The sequence below is a fragment of the Elusimicrobiota bacterium genome (assembly GCA_016788905.1).
Classification (GTDB): Bacteria; Elusimicrobiota; Elusimicrobia; order FEN-1173; family FEN-1173; genus JADKHR01.
Map to the genome: position 1 here is coordinate 16,454 of JAEURZ010000014.1, position 16,895 is coordinate 33,348.

The window sequence follows — 16,895 nt, forward strand, 5'->3', positions numbered from 1 at the left end:
CTCAGTCGCATCGCGCTACTCAAGGCGTTTGGACATAAAACGTCCTAACGTCTTTTTGAAGCTCGATACAACATACAATTAGACGCTTGACTTTCCTATTCGTGTGTCAAAGAACCGCCTGCGATTGTGGCTTTTCATGCTGCCAGAACCCGGCGAACTGCAAAATTTGATTTTACAGGATCAAAGTGGAGCTGATCGGGATTGAACCGACGGCCTCCTGCTTGCAAAGCAGGCGCTCTCCCAGCTGAGCTACAGCCCCATCCTACAAAGAGTTTCACCCTAAATAGTTGGGGCATTCCTCGTATCCTTACGAGGGCAGCCCTCTTGAATAAGGCCCCGGCATCATCCTTACCCCGCCTTAAACTTGGGCGGAAGTGGACTCGAACCACCGGCCTCACCCTTATCAGGGGTGTGCTCTAACCAGCTGAGCTATCCGCCCTGCGGAATTTCCGCGCCTCTCGCGCGCCGCAGACACCCATAGCTCCGCAAGGGTGCCCGTGATTCCAAAATTTCATTTCCAAATGCCACTTCGCAAGCTGGTGAGCGCCCCAAAGGCGCTACTGACGATCGACCTCTTTCAGCGACGCCGAAGCGTCCTGAAATACTCCTTAGAAAGGAGGTGATCCAGCCGCACGTTCCCGTACGGCTACCTTGTTACGACTTCACCCCAATCACCAATCACAACTTGGGCCTGGCAGAGCCAAGACTTCTGTTGCAACGGACTTTCGTGGTGTGACGGGCGGTGTGTACAAGGCCCGGGAACGTATTCACCGCAGCCTGCTGATCTGCGATTACTAGCGATTCCGCCTTCATGTGGGCGAGTTTCAGCCCACAATCTGAACTGGGGCGACTTTTGTGGGGTTGGCTCCATCTTGCGATTTCGCATCCCTCTGTAGTCGCCATTGTATCACGTGTGTCGCCCTGGACATAAGGGCCATGAGGACTTGACGTCGTCCCCACCTTCCTCCCCGTTATCCGAGGCAGTCTCCTAAGAGTGCGCCGCTTGCGCGGGTGGCAACATAGGATAGGGGTTGCGCTCGTTGCGGGACTTAACCCAACATCTCACGACACGAGCTGACGACAGCCATGCAGCACCTCGACCGACAACCGGCTTTACGGTTCGTTCCCCTTTTCAAGGGACCTACTATCGGCCGTTCGAGCCCAGGTAAGGTTCTTCGCGTTGCGTCGAATTAAACCACATGATCCACCGCTTGTGCGGGCCCCCGTCAATTCCTTTGAGTTTCAACCTTGCGGCCGTACTCCCCAGGCGGCTCATTTAATGCGTTAGCGTCGGCACGGGAGGGGTCGATACCCCCCATACCTAATGAGCATCGTTTACGGCTGGGACTACCAGGGTATCTAATCCTGTTTGATCCCCCAGCTTTCGTGGATGAGCGTCGATGGTGGTCCAGAGACTTGCTTTCGCCATTGGTGTTCCTCCCGATATCAACGCATTTCACCGCTACACCGGGAATTCCAGTCTCCTCTCCCACATCCAAGCCTGACAGTATCCCTTGGCCTCCCTGGGTTAAGCCCAGGGCTTTCACAAGAGACTTATCAAGCCGCCTGCCCACGCTTTACGCCTAGTAATTCCGAGTAACGCTCGCCACCTTCGTCTTACCGCGGCTGCTGGCACGAAGTTAGCCGTGGCTTATTCGCCGGCTACAATCAAACCCTGTTCTTCACAGGGCTATTTTTCACCGACAAAAGGAGTTTACAATCCGAAGACCTTCGTCCTCCACGCGGCATTGCTGCGTCAGGGTTTCCCCCATTGCGCAAAATTCCCCACTGCTGCCTCCCGTAGGAGTATGGCCCGTGTCTCAGTGCCATTGTGACCGGCCGTCCTTTCAGACCGGTTACCCGTCGTAGCCTTGGTGGGCTTTAACCCCGCCAACTAGCTGATAGGCCGTGAACCCCTCCTCAAGCGCCCCTTGCGGAGCTTTAACCTCATCTCGATGCCGAGACGTGGTCTCACGCGGTATTAGCTCCGGTTTCCCGGAGTTATTCCCCGCTCGAGGGAAGATTGTCCACGTATTACTCACCCGTTTGCCACTAACTCTGACGATAAACTGTCAAAATTCGTTCGACTTGCATGTGTTAGGCATGCCGCCAGCGTTCACTCTGAGCCAGGATCAAACTCTCCGTAAGATCTGCGTCCAATCCTTGCGGACGGGAACAAACTTTAGAGGTTTGGTTTAGGGCTCTTGTGGAATTGCTTGAACTATAATGCACAAGCTTTATTCACACCTGAACGTCGTATACCAATCGGCATCGAGAAGCACCCACGTCGGACCCTCTTGGTTAGAGTGTCTTTCGCTTGGAGCGCTCACCCGCCTGCGCGAATGGCTATTTGGAAATGTCAAAGAACAAAACTACGAAATCGACCCGATTATACAAAAAAAATCCCAAGGGACGCAAGCGCCCCCTTCAAAGGATCCAGACTCCATCCTCTGGGTTCGATCCTCGGGTGGGACCGAAAATTAGAATTTCAAATTTTGCACAGCGGTTTCATTTCACCGCCAACAGGGAGGAATATAACACAAGCCCTAATTTGTGTCAAGAACTATTTCTCAAAAAAAGTTAATGTTTTTTTTGTCGGGCACCTTTTTGCGGCCGCCGCAAATCCTAGACGGAGGAATCCCATGCACATCACGCCACTCCCCCTGAACGGCCTCTTTCTCGTTGAGGCCCGCGTGTTTCGCGACTCACGAGGTTCCTTTTTCGAGAGCTTTAACGAAACGGATTTCGACACCGCGCTCTTGCCCACGCGGTTTGCCCAAGACAACGTCAGCTCTTCCGGCCGAGGGACCGTGCGTGGACTCCACTTTCAAAAACCGCCCCACGCCCAGGGGAAACTGGTCCGTGTTTTCCACGGCACGGTGCTCGACGTTGCCATTGATCTTCGAAAGGGGTCGCCGACTTACGGAAAATGGCACGCGGAAGAACTTTCTTCCGAAAATGCCCGGTCCCTCTATATTCCACCCGGTTTTGCTCACGGGTTTTGTGTGACGAGCGAAAGCGCTGTGTTCTTTTACAAATGCACGACCGCCTACAGCCCGGCGGCCGAAAGCGGAATCCTTTGGAACGACCCCACTTTAAACATCGATTGGCCCGTGAAGCCCGGTCAAGCGCTTGTTTCCGACAAGGATAGCCGATGGCCACCGTTCGGGGACAACGACAGCCCGTTCGTTTTTGAAGTTCCCGCTAAATAACGGAAGGGCGAGACATCCGCCTCAACAAGGCAAGGCGGCGAGAGATATCGACGGGACGGACCGTTTGGAGTCGATCAAGCGAAAACTTTTCTACCGTAAAACTGGCCATCACGGTTCCATAGAAAAGGGCTTGGTGGAGCGTGGCTTCGTCCAATCGGTTCTTTTTTTTGTTGAGGAACCCTATAAACCCACCCGCGAACGTGTCCCCCGCCCCCGTGGGATCAAACACCTCTTCTAGAGGAAACGCGGGCGCGCTGAAAATATTTTTTTTTGAAAACAGCAACACGCCGTGTTCCCCTTTTTTGACGACCACATATTTCGGACCCCAGGACTGGATAAGCCGACCCGCTTGAATGAGGCTAGCACGCCCCGAAAACTGCCTGGCTTCCCCATCATTCAATATAAGGATATCGATCTCTTTGCACAACATTTTGAGTTTTTCTTTCTTTGTGGAAATCCACAAATTCATGGTGTCCGCTGCCACCAACTTGGGACGTCGAACCTGCCGCAAGACCCGCAATTGAAGATCAGGGTCAATATTGGCCAAGAAAACGCAATCTGCCGATCGATAGCTTTCGGGAAGATTTGGGACAAACTTTTCAAAAACGTTTAAACGCGTGTCCAGCGTTTTGGCCTCCGCCAAATCATATTCGTAAAAACCCGACCAACGAAACGTGTCCCCGTCGACGACCTGAAGCCCCTCCAAATTTATTTTCCGGCGGCGGAGCAGATCGAGATGCTGGGAAGGGAAATCACGTCCCACCACACCCACCAGCTTTATATCCGAATGGAAACTGGCCGAATAAGAAAAATAGACCGCCGAGCCCCCCAGAGCTTCCGTCCTTTCTCCAAAAGGTGTTTTGACCGAATCCAACGCCACTGAACCGACGACGACAACGCTCACAAGGATCTCCCTTTCTCAAAGTTAGCGACCGAGGAATTCGCTGTGTTCATTATGACAAGCAAAACCCCCTCCAGGCAACAGACGAATTATCCCCATTGGCATACGATTCATCTGTGAACCCAGGGTTTTATTCCTTTTTGAATCGTCGAAACGCGCGGACCGCGCGACGATGGTCGCCATAGGATGTGGAGAATCGATGCCCACCCTCCCCGTCCGAGACAAAGAAGAGGAAGTCCACAGGGGCAGGGGCCATGGCCGCCGTCAAGGAATCCCGACCTGGACTAGCGATGGGCCCTGGAGGAAGGCCGTAACGGCGATACGTGTTGTAGGGGGAATCCACTTCAATATCTTTTTTATAGAGAGGATTTTTCCATCCCCCTAAAGCGTATTGGACAGTGGGATCACATTCCAAGCGCATGCGGATTTTTAAACGGTTATGATAAACAGCGGAGACCCGTGTGCGTTCGTCCGCCCGGCGCGTTTCCCGTTCGATGAGGGAAGCGAGGGTCACGATCTGACGTACCGTCCACCGCCGCCCATCCGCGGACAGCATCACCCCGTCGGGCCCTTCGGGAACAACAGCTTCTTGCCCATCCGGAAACCGGACCCCACCGGCCTGGACCGCGGAGAGAAACACCTCCTGCCAAACAACGTTAAATCGATTTTGCATCACACGCAGGGGTTCTGAAACGGGCGAACCCGGATCAAAAAAGTAGGTGTCCGGGAAAAGAAAGCCTTCCCAGGGAGTGGCCACCGCTCGAAATTCTTCGGCCCGACAAACGCCCTTGGATTCCAACCTCTCGGCGATTTGCCAAACAGCAAAGCCTTCAGGAACCGTCACCCGGACCGTGGCCCCACGCCCCTGAACAAGAAACCGCAAAATTCGATCCGCTCGCTCCTGAGCGGGAATACGATAGAGGCCCGCTTTCAGTTTTTGATCTGCCCGCGTCACCCGCGCCAGCATCTCGATCCACCGAGAAGATCGAACGTGACCGTCCTCCTTCAACCGTCGCGAGATCACCCGCGCGCTGGCACCGGGCAGAATTTCAATCAATCCTCCCATCGCCTCAGGAGGTGGTGTATTCACCCAAAGAAGTATTCCCAAGAGCGGCCCCCCGCCCCCAAAAATTCCGAGCAACACTCCCAAAAGGACAATCCGTTTTTTCATAGGGTCTCCCCCCGCTTTTTGTCCAGGAAAGCTTGGAGGAGCAAGGTGGCCGCCGCGCGATCCACCCGCCCTTTCGAGCGTCCCATTCCAGGCCCATCCCTCAAACGAGATTCGGCTTCCCAACTGCTCAGCCGCTCATCCCAAAAAATGACCGGCAAACCCACACGTTCCAGCCGCTCCGCCAACCGTCGAACAGCGGAGGCACTTTCCCCTTCTGTCCCGCTCATGTTTTTGGGCAACCCCAAAACTATCCCAGACGCTCCTCTGTCACGGGCCAAATCACTCAAAGCCTGAATGAGCCCCGCAAGTGATTTGGGCTCCAATGTCTGAAGAGGATGTGCCATCCGACCCAACTCATCAGAAACGGCAACCCCAACCCGTCGACGCCCCCAGTCCACACCCAGATAAACACTCTCCACAGGTCCCTCCCAAATGGCGTTTCGCCTCTTTCCCCATCAACCTATAAGAAATTGGCCACAATGAGCTTCAAGTTTACTCCCCATCCCGTCTGATCATACGGGCGAAGAAGAACCCCCACAAAGAGTCTCACGAGGCCAAAATATCAAAGCGATTTCTCTGACGCAATCAGGGAGATCCAAGAGAATGATGCAAGAGATCGAAAGTCCCCAATTTTACCCATAAACGGTGCTCTGGGTTGATACATGAGGAGTCAAAAGGGCGATCGCCTTGACCCACCGGTCGCCAAGGAGAGTCTTTTAATTAGTTAAAGGGATTATTTTTTAGACCACCCATTCGAAAGAAAAAAACCATGTCATCCAAATCCCGACGAAACTTACGGGGGAGAGCGGCTCTTTGAAGGCGGAGATTTGTTGAAAGGACAGGTGGCAATGGACGATCCGGCGTTTTAACAAAAATAAACAATGGAACCCCATGGGTGCTGTACACCTGGGCCGAAGCTGGGAGGCATTCGCGCGTAAGAACTTGAAAATCTTTCAGACTAAAAGACGCCCGCAAAGACCGTTCAAAATCGAGGTTGAACAAATACGGCTGGGTTTTTTCTTCTTTATAGGCAAAATAGAGGACAGACTTGAGAGATTTCAGTCGGCCTAAATCGGCGAGAAAAATGGCCCCACCCGGTTTCAGTATGCGGCGAATCTCACGAAAACAGTCTTTTAAGTGTTCTCGCGTGGGCAAATGATGTAACGCAACCGTACTGATAACCCCATCCACACTGCCCTCTTCGAAAATACCGAGTTGCGTGACATCGGATTTTTGAAAAGTGACATTGGTCAGCCCCCGACCTTGAATGTACGCACGCGCCTGGTCCAACATAGAATCCGACATATCCACCCCCACAAAGGAAATGTCCGGGTTCAGCTGAGCCACTTCGGCCAGTTGGGTGGCCGGCCCACACGCAAGGTCCACCACCCGTGAGCATCCTTGAATCGCAAGACTGATTCGAGCCGCGTGGTGGAGATAAACGGCACGAAAGCCTCCCTCCCGTCGTCCCGCGGTGGCATAGGCCACCACTTCCGTTGAATCTTCCATGACGAGGTCCGGTTCAGGTTCTCTGCGCAAGCGGCGTTGCCCCATCGTTTCCCGAAGCAAAACCCAGAGCATCGGCAAATTCAAAAACCGTCGAAACGTAGAAAACAAATCAGATAGGACCACACGGAAGCAACGACGATCGGACGATTTAAAATAATCCGCTTCTTCCTGTTGTGATTTTTGATCCACGGAAGGCCTCGTCGCAGGAGGGGCCTCGGAAAGAACGAATGAGCGGCCTGTTCGGCGAAGAAGGCTCGCCACCCGGGCCAAAAATTCGGAAGCCTCATAGGGTTTTGTCATGTAATCATCTGCCCCGGTTTGCAAACCTTCGACTTTGTCTTCTGTTTTTAATAGCGACGTGAGGAGAAGCACCGGGACCGTTCGCGTGCGCTGGTCATTGCGAAGGATTTCGCATAACTTTACCCCTGAAATCCCGGGCAATCGAATGTCCGCCACCAGGAGGTTCGGAGACTCTTGAAAAACAATTTTTAAGGCTTCTTCGGCGGATCCCACATCAATCACCTGGTATCCCGCCCGATTTAAAATAATCCGTGTCACATTTCGCATTTCCGAATCGTCTTCAACGAGAAGAATGAGTGGTTTCATAAAATCCCCTTATGAATCGGTAACGTAAAAAACAAAGCGGTCCCCTGCCCAACTACGGATTCCACACGCAGGCGTCCTCCGTGCCCCTCCACCAAGCTTTTCACAATAGAAAGTCCCAGCCCTGAACCCTCTTGAGGTCCCGTGTTCAGAACGCGGACGGGCTGAAAGAGACGCGACAACCGTTCCGGGGTAATTCCGGGCCCCGTGTCTTTGACACCAAACTCAACGAACCCGTTGGTTTGCGCGGCGCTGAAAATGACGATAGAATCACCCCCTTGAGTGAATTTAAACGCGTTGGCCACCAGGTTCAAGAAAATGCGCAAGGTTTTTTCTTCATCCGCTTCCAGAAGAGGAAGCGTTTCGGGAAACTGAACCATGAACATCTTGTTGGATTCTTTCGCGAACGGACCGTACAGTCGAACCAGTTCTTCCACAAGGGGGGCCACCTGAAAAACAGTCTTCCGAAAGGGAATTTCCCCTTCTCTTAACCGGGCCGCGTCCAAGATATTATTGACCATGACCCTCAAGCGGAGAGCTCCCCTCTCAATAGATTCGATGAGAGTCCGATCTTCACCCGAAAAAGCTCCTGACCGCAACACCTGAGCCGCGGTACTGATGGCACTGAGCGGATTACGTAAATCGTGAGATATGGCGTAAAGAATTCGTTCCTTCATTTCATCCAGTTCCCGCAGCCGAACCGCCATACCGTTAAATTCCCGTGCCAGACCACCCAATTCGCCCGGCGCTTTTTCGGATACCCGAGTGTCCAACGCGCCCGATCCGATTTTTCGCGCGCCCGCGGCAAGCGCGTGAATGGGTCGTGTCAAGGTTCGCGCGGCCAAGAAGGACAGGCCTGTTCCCATGAGCAACACACCGACACCCAACCACAAAAAACGCCCCACCGTAGAGATCAGGGCCAGACGAAGTCGAGTAAGGACCCTCTCCCCATCATAAACCACCCGCGCGGTCGCGACCCAGTCTCCCCCCTGGAAAATGGGAGATCGATAGTCCCAGCGGGATCCGACGCCTGATTCTGTCAACATGATTTTTTGCGGTTCAGCCGGAGCCCAATCCGCCTTCTTCCCTTTTTTAGTCAAGTCCGTATGCATGAGTAATTTCCCCTGAGGATTCACGCAGGCCGCTTCCACTAGGGCACCTTCCGTTTTCAGCTGATTCATAAAATCGATGAGGCCTAACTCATTCCGGGACAGGAGTGCGTCCCCACAAGCCAATCCGAGGTGGTCCACTGTAATCCAATGGGTTTTTTCTGCCTCGCGAACAAGGTGTTGACGCTCGGCCCAAAGAAGAACACCGGAATAGACCAGGAGGACAAAAAACGTGAGGGCGGCAATCGCAACGGCGAATCGGGTCCCGATGCTCATGGGTGATTCTTTAATTGCCGGACAACCCGATCCAAAGCCCGCGCCGCCATTTCATCATCCGGCGCCAACCCAACACATTGCTCAAAAGCCTTCCGCGCGGCCGAAAGGTCCCCTCGGGAATATTCCATCAACCCCTTGGAATAATATTCTGCGGCTCTTTCGTGGTCTGGAGCGGTTGGGCGAGCCAGGGGTTTTTCACTTTTATGGGGGTAGGACTTTCCCCAATCCTCCCAGAGGCGCCCGAGATTTTCCCGAGCCGCTGTGTTCAAAGGATCTTCTTTCAAAACAGCCAACCATTCGCGCACGGCTTCTTGACGACGCCCCTGAAACTCGGCTTCCCGGGCACGGCCAATGCGACGGCCTAAATCGGCCCTCTGGGATTCGCGTCGAACGATTTCCTCTAAACGTTGAACTTCTTCCTTTGCAAAACGGTTTGTCGAATCCAACACCAACCCTTCCCGATAATACCCCAAGGCCGCCCGATAATTTCCTTCTGAATATTGGGTTTCGCCCAATCCAAATTTCTTTCTTGCGAGAGCACGCCGTTCATCTATTTTCAGGCTGTTTTCAATTTCCTGAACATAACGTGCTAACTCCTGATCGGAGGGATCCAAACTTAACGCCTTTTTCCATTCCGTCAAAGCGGGAACAATATCCATTCGTTGGTAAGCCATAAAACCAGAAACACGATGAATATCCACTTCGGCGGGAAGCACGCCCGCCGCAACACCTGAAGAGAGGGAGAGACAAAGATCTCTAAGATACTCATTGCGGCGGGGGTCGGGGTCATCGTTCGCCAGGGAGATTTGCATTTGAAGTTCGACACCCCGACAGGTGTGAAGGAGAGATTCCGGCGTGGTCCGCCATTTGTGTTCATAGGACGCTCGAAGGTTGTTGAGCGCTTTCCGCGTTTCATGTTCCTGCTGATTTAAGGTGTGAAGGGCGCGAACGAGAGCGGGCCCGCGATCCTCTCGGGCAAGGACATCCAGTTCATTGGCCTTTTTTTCAATGGCCGCGGCGGTCACCTTCAGGCGTTTCAGGGCACCGACATGGCCTGGATCTTCCGAGAGGATGTCCAGGAGCTTATCCATGGCCCCGGTCAGATCTCCCTGAGCCTGGAGTTCTTTCCAATCCTGAAATGGGGGTTTTCCCCCCGCCCAAAGGCCAACGGTCCCGAGAAAGAGAAAAACTAACGCCCCGAATCGTCCCATTCTTTTTTGAGCCGTTGGTTGGCCTCCCGCAACTTCAGGAGGGCTTTTGAGTGATGGGGGTCCGCCGCCAAGGCACGGTTGAAATTCACTACGGCTCGGGCAAAATCTTCTTGCCGCAAATAACCCAATCCCTTTTCATAAAACGCTTCCGCGGGTTTCCCAAAGTGCCAAACCAGTCCCACATGGTGCGTGTTCCCCAGATCCCCCAGAGGGGCAAACGCGTAATCCAAACGGAGATCTCCCACACGAAACCCCAACCCGTAAGTAAACGAATCTTCTGTACTCCCATCATACCCCAAACGAAAAAAGGACGAACCGCCGGAGGCGTATTCGATCCCCACCATCGGGCGGAGGTCTTCTCCGTTGGATTGGACCAGGTCCGCCGCTAGAGTAATTTTTTCATCCCAAACCCCTGTGGCAATCCCAAACCGTAATTCACGCGGCGGGCCTTGCCCGGGGGACCAACCCACCCCCAGTCTTCGAACGGAAACTCCCGCGCGGAACCCCTGGAAAAACGTGGGCGCGGGGAGACGAGCCAATAATCCCCCATCAAAAAATGCCCCTTGAATGGATTGATCGTGAAATTTACGTTCGGTTTGATTCAACGCGATACCCGCCCACACTCGATTTCGAAATCCTCCCGCGCCGGAAATCTGGAACCAATCTTCGCGTGCGCCAATGTTGCCCAGCGCGTTTCCTGACGAATCCAGCCCCGAGATGGTTCCGTAATCGACACCTGACCACCGGGCGGCCAAGGTTCCTTTTTCCATGGGAAAGGCAACACCCAAGGAGTCTCTTATTATGGATTCGACCCCCTCGTGGTGGGAAAGGGACACTTCCCCCCGGGCCAACCGCCCCAGACCGGCAGGATTCAAAACCCCGGACGCGTGGTCATCCCCCAACGCCGTCCCGGCCCCACCCAGGCCCATGGAACGAACTCCAGGAGAAGCGGAAAGGAATTCCCATTCTTCTCCCTCTCCTGCCAAAAGGGATAAGGAGAAGAGCACCCCTCCGACAGCGATAACTATTTTTTTCATCGGATGACCATCAGTTTTCCTTTTTTAGCCACACCGGGGCTTTGAACATGATAGAGATAGACTCCCGGGACGACGGGTCTTCCCGATGTGTTTTTACCATCCCAGCAGAGAATGCCGTCTCCTCCCGTTTCTTCCAGCTGTCTCACTTCCCGCCCCGATGCCGTAAAAATTCGAAGCGTGGCCCGCTCGGCTAAGTTTGCGAAAGTGACCTGGGCGTCCGTCCCCTGGCGAAATGGGTTTGGCGATACACGAAGATCTTGGAGAGAAACGTCTTCCTGGCCCATCACCGACAGCGTCCCGAGTGATTGAACAATCGCCACGACCTTCCCGTCTTCCACACGAGAAGGGATCTTGTTCCAAAGCCCCGCGTGAAAATCAAGCCGGTAGAAACTGAGCGTGGTTTCCCGAACAAGGCCTGCCCCCGTTTCGACCCAACCGTCATTCGATGCGAAGTCGTAGCTCAGGGTCGCGGGGGCATGAAGATTTTCGTCCAAATGGGCGGGGCAGGCGCGGCTGGATTGGATTTCCGCTAACCCATTCGGAAGGGGGCGACGTCGGACATCCCCGGTTCCCAGTATTTTATGATTGGCATCTAATATTTTTTCTGGAAGTGTCGGCGATTGAAGTGGATTCTCCAGGGGGGCGGCGTTGAAGGTCATGGTGTCTTCCGATGAAATATCCAATGGGGAGAGAGAGAGCTCCCAACGATTGTTTCCCCACAAATAATTCGTTTGAGGAGGGCTGTCCGAAAGGGTGCGGGTTGATCCGAGAACGTGGAACGGGGTGGGAATCCCCTCCCGATTGAGGGCTCGAACACGTGCGTAGTATAATGTTCCCGGTGAAAGACACCCAATTTTTTTCGCTATTAAATTTCCGTATTCGGACGAAATAGATTCAACGAGGGGCTCATCAAAACCAGCCTTTTCCGAAAATTGGATTTGATAGTTTGTTCCAATGGGATTAATTTGCCCACTAACCCCGGTGGACCACCAAGCCACAGTAATGCTTCGACTCTGAACATTTTGAAATGGGATCGACCACGAATCGGAGGGAGGCGCCGCCAAAGAAGCAAAACTCCACCGTTGAAGCAATTCACTCGCGTTTTCAATCCAAAAAACATCCACGCGATTTTCGGCGTTTAAAAAGAAATTTCCTATTTCCAATTGACCCTCTGTCCCGAGTGGGGCAAAAGTATAAACGCCCTGTACATTTTGTTCTGCATCGATAATGCTAAAACGCAAATGATCACCAACGCCACAACTGTTATTCGTCCAATGGAGGGTCACTTTGGTGTAATCGTTTTGCGTCGCATAAAAATCTGACGCGCAGGGGAAAATGTCAATCGCTCCCAACATCAAACAAGAATAAAGGACAATAGATTTCACAATTTGAATTCTATCCCCAAAAATCTCTTTTAACAACCCTTTTTGCTTTCGTTTAGGGAAGGGAGTAAAACCAGGACGAATGGATTGGATTTACCGCTTGATTTGTTTAAGGACGTTGCCTTTGGGGTCCGTGATTTCGAGGAGGAGAGGCATGGAGCCTACGGCGTGGGTGGAACAGGAGAGACAGGGGTCGTAACAACGGATGGCACCTTCCACACGGTTCAGGGCGCCCTCCTTCACATCGGCGCCGTTCACGTAGGTTTTGGCCACTTCCAAAACAGCTTGGTTCATGGACGGGTTATTTTGTCCCGTGGCGATCAGCAAATTGACGCTGGTGAGGATCCCGTTGGGGTCCACCTTGTAGTGGTGGAAGAGGGTTCCCCGGGGAGCTTCTGAACACCCCACCCCTTCGGACCGGTTTCGGCCCGCTTCGGAGCGGATCTCTGTGGACATCACCCGGGGATCATTCAAAATCATCTCGACCAGTTCAACGGAACTCATCATTTCGATGATCCGCGCGTGATGGAAAGCGAAAGACCCAGAGACCGGCCGACCACCCGCAATGGAACGGAAATCTAAAAATTCTTTTTGCGCGTGCGGGGTCGGCATGCGGGTCGCCGCGTTCAACCGGGCCAGGGGCCCCACGCGATAGATCCCGCCGGGGTATCCCAAGGGTTTAAAGTAGGGCGCTTTTAAATAGGAATATTCCAACGGCCGTTCCGCAATAAATTCCGCGAAACGGGCCGGATCCACCTGATCCGCCACGATGTTGCCCACAGCGTCCACCCACCGAAGTTTTCCATCATAAAGTTCGTGGGTCCCGTCCGGAAGAACCGTGCCTAAGTAAAGAGTGTCGAACCGGGCGAAGGCCTCCATTTCTTTCCGGTTGGCCTCCCAATATTTTTTGTAGAGCGCCAAAGCCACTCGAACGCTTTCCATGGCTTCCGGAATCCAGGCCAAAAGCGCCAGTCGGTTTTCTTCGGTCAGGGCCTGGGTCACGCCCCCAGGAACAATGGCTCCGTTGTGGATCTTTTTCCCCGACAACCGGGAGGAGAGTTCCTGCCCGAATTTACGAAGCCGGATCCCCCGGCGTGCCACGTCCGGAAATTTTTCGGCGATATGCATGATATTGCGCGTCGTGGGGTCCGCGTCCCAACCCAAAAGGAAATCCGGCGACGACAAATGGAAAAAGCTGAGCGCGTGAGAACTGAACATCTGGCCCAAGTGCATGAGTCGGCGCAGAAGTGTCGCCGTGGGAGGGACCTCCACCGCCATAATATCTTCGCAGGCCTTGGCGCTGGCCACCGCGTGGCTCACGGGACAAATTCCACAAATCCGTGGTGTGATGATGGGCATTTCCGTGAAGTGCCTTCCTTCACAAAACTTTTCAAACCCGCGGAACTCTTCCACATGAAACCGAGCGTCCGCCACTTTCCCGTCATTTCCTAACATCAACGTGATTTTGGCGTGGCCTTCCACGCGGGTCACGGGATGAATCACAATTGTCTTGTCAGCCATTTTTTAAAGCCCCCGGGGGAATGACCAACGGCTGGCCCTCCAGTAACGCCTTCAGTGCGGCAAAGATCAACTCAGGAGCGGGCGGGCACCCCGGCACATGTACATCCACCTTCACGTAACTGGCCAAGGGACAGGCGCGCGGAAGAAGGGTCGGAATGTCCACCGTCGGCATCGCCCCCTGTCCATCGTTCGTCACGATTTTATTGTAGGCGTGATCCAACATGGCCGCGGGGCCCAAAAGGTTCCGAAGGGCCGTCACGTTTCCTGTGACAGCACAATCTCCCAGCGCCACCACAACCTTAGAACGTTCCCTGATTTTCAGGATTTGCGCCCTGTCTTGATCTGTCGACACACATCCTTCCACCACCGCCACGTCGACGCCTTCCGGAAACTCTTTCGTGTCCACAAGGGGGCTTTTCACCAGCGCCATGAGGGGCGCTAATTCTAAAAGTCCTTCGTCAATATCCAAAAGAGACATATGACAACCGGAACACCCACCCAGCCAAACGGTAGCGACGCGTTTTTTCATGGGCGTTTTTCTCGTCGCGCGGCTAACGTTCCAGCCACGCTAGGATCTTTTTTTAATTCTCCCGGAACAGCCCCTTTTTTCCAGAGAGCGCCTGTAGGGCACAACTGAACACATTTTCCACAACTCGTGCAATCAGTGGATTCGGCCCAGGGACGATTAAAGTCCGCAAACAACCGACTTTGAACCCCTCGCCCCATGATGTCCCACACATGAGCCGTTTCAATTTCGTCGCACACGCGCACACAGCGCGTGCACAGGATGCACCGGTTCTGATCTAAAATAAAATCTTTGTGGGACGCGTCCACCCCCACCGCCGGTTGCAAGAACGGATAGCGAAAATGGTCGATCCCTGTTTTTACCGCCAGCGTCTGAAGTTCGCAGTGGTTATTGGCCACACACACACCGCACATGTGGTTCCGTTCGGAAAAAAAGAGTTCCAAAATCATTCGGCGGTAGGTGCTCAATTGATCTGAACTGGTACGAACTTTTTGATAGGGCATCGCGGGTGTCGTACAGGCGGGGAGCAATTTCGTTGTTCCTTCAATCTCCAACAGGCACAACCGGCAGGCTCCCACTTCCGTCAAACCGTCCACAGCGCAAAGGGTAGGGAGAAATACTTTTTCGCGGCGGCAAACATCCAACAAGGTCTCTTTGGGTTCGGCCGAAACTTCACGACCGTCAATTGTAATAGTAAAACTCATGGGTTCAGACCTCGTGTCCGAAGGCCAAAAGATTCGATCCCTCTCCCACCCCTCTCCCAAGAGGAGAGGGAAATCACGTTAAGGTTCATCGGACCGCTCCCACACTGTCCATGTGACAGACACCCGCGGGACATTGATGGTCTCGGATGTGGGCCGTGTATTCATCTCGGAAATACCGCAACGTTGAAAGGAGAGGATTGGGGGCGGTCATTCCGAGCCCACAAAGACTTGTGGCTTTCACCATGGGGGCCAACTCTTCCAACAGATCGAGATCCCCGGGAACCGCGCGTCCCGCGCAAATTTTATCCAGCAGGTCGTGCATATGTTTGGTCCCCACGCGACACGGGACACATTTGCCACAACTTTCGTCCATGCAAAATTCCATAAAGAACCGGGCCACGTCCACCATGCAGGACGTATCGTCCATAACGATGAACCCACCCGATCCCATAATGGAGCCCAAAACCTGGAGAGATTCGTAGTCCACCCGGGTGTCCAAGTGCGCTTCGGGGATGCACCCACCGGAAGGACCACCGGTCTGGACAGCCTTGAAACGCCTTCCTGCGGGAATACCGCCCCCAATATCAAAAATGATTTCCCGGAGCGTGATCCCCATGGGGACTTCGATCAACCCGGTGTTTCGGATTTTCCCCGCCAACGCAAAAACTTTCGTTCCGGAATTTTTTTGGGTCCCTATCTTCGAAAACCATTCGCCGCCTTTGGCGAGGATCGGAGCGATGTTGGCAAAGGTTTCCACGTTATTGATGAGAGTGGGTTTTTCCCAGAGGCCCGATTCCGCGGGATAGGGGGGCCGAGGCCGCGGTTGCCCGCGCCGCCCTTCGATGGAAGCGATCAGGGCCGTTTCCTCCCCACAAACGAACGCCCCCGCTCCGATCCGAATTTCCACGTCAAACGAAAAACTGGTTCGAAATATTTCACGGCCCAACAGTCCTTCCCGCCGTGCCGTTTTGATCGCCTGTTCCAAGCGTTTGATGGCCAACGGGTATTCAGCGCGCACGTAGAGAAAGCCCTTGTTGGCCCCTACCGCGTAGCCCGCGATCGCCATCCCCTCCAAAACCCGATGGGGGTCCCCTTCTAAAACACTCCGGTCCATAAACGCACCGGGATCGCCTTCATCGGCATTACAAATCACGTATTTTTGGTTGTTGACCATCTTGGCCACAGTCTCCCACTTGAGACCGGTGGGATAACCTGCTCCGCCACGTCCGCGAAGACCGGACTTCTTCATTTCCGCCACCACGGCTTCCGGCGTCATTTCACTCAACAGGGTGTGAAGCGCCCGATACCCGCCGACGGCAATATATTCCTCTATGCTCTCCGGATTGATGCGACCACAATTCTCCAAGACGATCTTCTGTTGTTTTTGGAAAAAGTGAGCGTCGGGGGCGTCAGGTTCCCGGGGGGAATAGAGTTTATGCTTGGGTGAAACGGCCTTCCCACCCGTGATTTGTTCGAGTACAGCCCCCGCCTCCGCGGCGGAAATCCCCTGCAACAAAATATCGTCGTTGGCGAGCTGGACCAAAGGCCCTTTCTGACAGGCCCCCATACAACCGGAGGGGACCACCTCCACTTGGGTTTCCAAACCGCGCTCTTTTACCAGCTTTTGCAACGTGGAAAGGGTTTCCCCGCTTCCGCAGGAAAAACACCCGGCCCCAGCGCACACCAGGAGACGGCGCCTCTGCCCCATCTGGGCTTTAGCGTGGGCCGCTGTT

Annotated in this window: 13 protein-coding genes, 2 tRNA genes and 1 rRNA gene; 1 reads left to right on the forward strand and 15 read right to left on the reverse strand. The window is 53.9% G+C overall.

What is annotated here, in order from left to right; translation table 11 throughout:
- Nucleotides 1-186 precede the first annotated feature (186 nt).
- The 3 genes from JNK54_06835 to JNK54_06845 all read right to left on the reverse strand — a co-directional run bounded on the left by JNK54_06835 (nt 187) and on the right by JNK54_06845 (nt 2,148).
- Nucleotides 187-259, reverse strand: a tRNA-Ala gene (locus tag JNK54_06835).
- A 106-nt stretch (nt 260-365) separates the two neighbouring features.
- A tRNA-Ile gene (locus JNK54_06840) sits at nt 366-439 on the reverse strand.
- A 173-nt stretch (nt 440-612) separates the two neighbouring features.
- Nucleotides 613-2,148 (reverse strand): 16S ribosomal RNA (locus tag JNK54_06845).
- Nucleotides 2,149-2,642: 494 nt separating this feature from the next.
- On the opposite strand from JNK54_06845, the gene rfbC reads away from it, so the two are divergent.
- The gene (gene rfbC / locus JNK54_06850) at nt 2,643-3,212 is read left to right on the forward strand and encodes a dTDP-4-dehydrorhamnose 3,5-epimerase (GenBank protein ID MBL8023979.1); all 570 of its coding nucleotides are present in this window, start codon (nt 2,643-2,645) and stop codon (nt 3,210-3,212) included.
- Here the strand turns inward: rfbC and JNK54_06855 are convergent.
- The 12 genes from JNK54_06855 to JNK54_06910 all read right to left on the reverse strand — a co-directional run bounded on the left by JNK54_06855 (nt 3,205) and on the right by JNK54_06910 (nt 16,870).
- Nucleotides 3,205-4,116, reverse strand: coding sequence for a sugar kinase (locus JNK54_06855; GenBank protein MBL8023980.1), 912 nt, complete (start codon nt 4,114-4,116; stop codon nt 3,205-3,207). The two genes, rfbC and JNK54_06855, sit on opposite strands and share 8 nt — an antisense overlap.
- A gap of 127 nt (nt 4,117-4,243) precedes the next feature.
- Nucleotides 4,244-5,284, reverse strand: a complete 1,041-nt coding sequence (mltG, locus tag JNK54_06860) for an endolytic transglycosylase MltG (GenBank protein MBL8023981.1) — start codon at nt 5,282-5,284, stop codon at nt 4,244-4,246.
- Nucleotides 5,281-5,703 carry a Holliday junction resolvase RuvX gene (gene ruvX / locus JNK54_06865; GenBank protein MBL8023982.1) on the reverse strand — a complete coding sequence of 141 codons (423 nt, stop codon included), beginning with the start codon at nt 5,701-5,703 and terminating at the stop codon, nt 5,281-5,283. The genes mltG and ruvX overlap by 4 nt, the downstream gene beginning before the upstream one ends.
- A gap of 301 nt (nt 5,704-6,004) precedes the next feature.
- A complete protein-coding gene (locus JNK54_06870; protein MBL8023983.1) occupies nt 6,005-7,399 on the reverse strand; it encodes a response regulator in 1,395 nt (464 codons plus the stop codon).
- Entirely contained in the window at nt 7,396-8,781 is a 1,386-nt protein-coding gene (locus tag JNK54_06875; GenBank protein MBL8023984.1) for a HAMP domain-containing histidine kinase, read from the reverse strand. The genes JNK54_06870 and JNK54_06875 overlap by 4 nt, the downstream gene beginning before the upstream one ends.
- A complete protein-coding gene (locus tag JNK54_06880) occupies nt 8,778-9,992 on the reverse strand; it encodes a hypothetical protein (GenBank protein ID MBL8023985.1) in 1,215 nt (404 codons plus the stop codon). Before JNK54_06880 ends, JNK54_06875 begins: the two co-directional genes overlap by 4 nt.
- Nucleotides 9,971-11,029, reverse strand: a complete 1,059-nt coding sequence (locus JNK54_06885; protein ID MBL8023986.1) for a hypothetical protein — start codon at nt 11,027-11,029, stop codon at nt 9,971-9,973. Before JNK54_06885 ends, JNK54_06880 begins: the two co-directional genes overlap by 22 nt.
- The gene (locus tag JNK54_06890; GenBank protein MBL8023987.1) at nt 11,026-12,414 is read right to left on the reverse strand and encodes a hypothetical protein; all 1,389 of its coding nucleotides are present in this window, start codon (nt 12,412-12,414) and stop codon (nt 11,026-11,028) included. The genes JNK54_06885 and JNK54_06890 overlap by 4 nt, the downstream gene beginning before the upstream one ends.
- 90 nt (nt 12,415-12,504) lie before the next feature.
- Nucleotides 12,505-13,932: a Ni/Fe hydrogenase subunit alpha gene (locus tag JNK54_06895; protein MBL8023988.1), complete on the reverse strand. Its 1,428-nt coding sequence runs from the start codon at nt 13,930-13,932 to the stop codon at nt 12,505-12,507.
- Nucleotides 13,925-14,461 carry an NADP oxidoreductase gene (locus JNK54_06900; GenBank protein ID MBL8023989.1) on the reverse strand — a complete coding sequence of 179 codons (537 nt, stop codon included), beginning with the start codon at nt 14,459-14,461 and terminating at the stop codon, nt 13,925-13,927. Before JNK54_06900 ends, JNK54_06895 begins: the two co-directional genes overlap by 8 nt.
- Complete coding sequence (hoxU, locus tag JNK54_06905) at nt 14,458-15,162, reverse strand: bidirectional hydrogenase complex protein HoxU (protein ID MBL8023990.1); 705 nt, start codon at nt 15,160-15,162, stop codon at nt 14,458-14,460. The genes JNK54_06900 and hoxU overlap by 4 nt, the downstream gene beginning before the upstream one ends.
- A gap of 85 nt (nt 15,163-15,247) precedes the next feature.
- Nucleotides 15,248-16,870, reverse strand: a complete 1,623-nt coding sequence (locus tag JNK54_06910) for an SLBB domain-containing protein (GenBank protein MBL8023991.1) — start codon at nt 16,868-16,870, stop codon at nt 15,248-15,250.
- Nucleotides 16,871-16,895: the final 25 nt, after the last annotated feature.

Coding starts and splice junctions, on each gene's coding strand:
- JNK54_06910 (MBL8023991.1), bottom strand. CDS start 16,870: ATGGGGCAGAGGCGCCGTCTCCTGGTGTGCGCTGGGGCCGGGTGTTTT.
- JNK54_06870 (MBL8023983.1), bottom strand. CDS start 7,399: ATGAAACCACTCATTCTTCTCGTTGAAGACGATTCGGAAATGCGAAAT.
- JNK54_06900 (MBL8023989.1), bottom strand. CDS start 14,461: ATGAAAAAACGCGTCGCTACCGTTTGGCTGGGTGGGTGTTCCGGTTGT.
- JNK54_06880 (MBL8023985.1), bottom strand. CDS start 9,992: ATGGGACGATTCGGGGCGTTAGTTTTTCTCTTTCTCGGGACCGTTGGC.
- hoxU (MBL8023990.1), bottom strand. CDS start 15,162: ATGAGTTTTACTATTACAATTGACGGTCGTGAAGTTTCGGCCGAACCC.
- JNK54_06875 (MBL8023984.1), bottom strand. CDS start 8,781: ATGAGCATCGGGACCCGATTCGCCGTTGCGATTGCCGCCCTCACGTTT.
- rfbC (MBL8023979.1), top strand. CDS start 2,643: ATGCACATCACGCCACTCCCCCTGAACGGCCTCTTTCTCGTTGAGGCC.
- JNK54_06885 (MBL8023986.1), bottom strand. CDS start 11,029: ATGAAAAAAATAGTTATCGCTGTCGGAGGGGTGCTCTTCTCCTTATCC.
- JNK54_06895 (MBL8023988.1), bottom strand. CDS start 13,932: ATGGCTGACAAGACAATTGTGATTCATCCCGTGACCCGCGTGGAAGGC.
- mltG (MBL8023981.1), bottom strand. CDS start 5,284: ATGAAAAAACGGATTGTCCTTTTGGGAGTGTTGCTCGGAATTTTTGGG.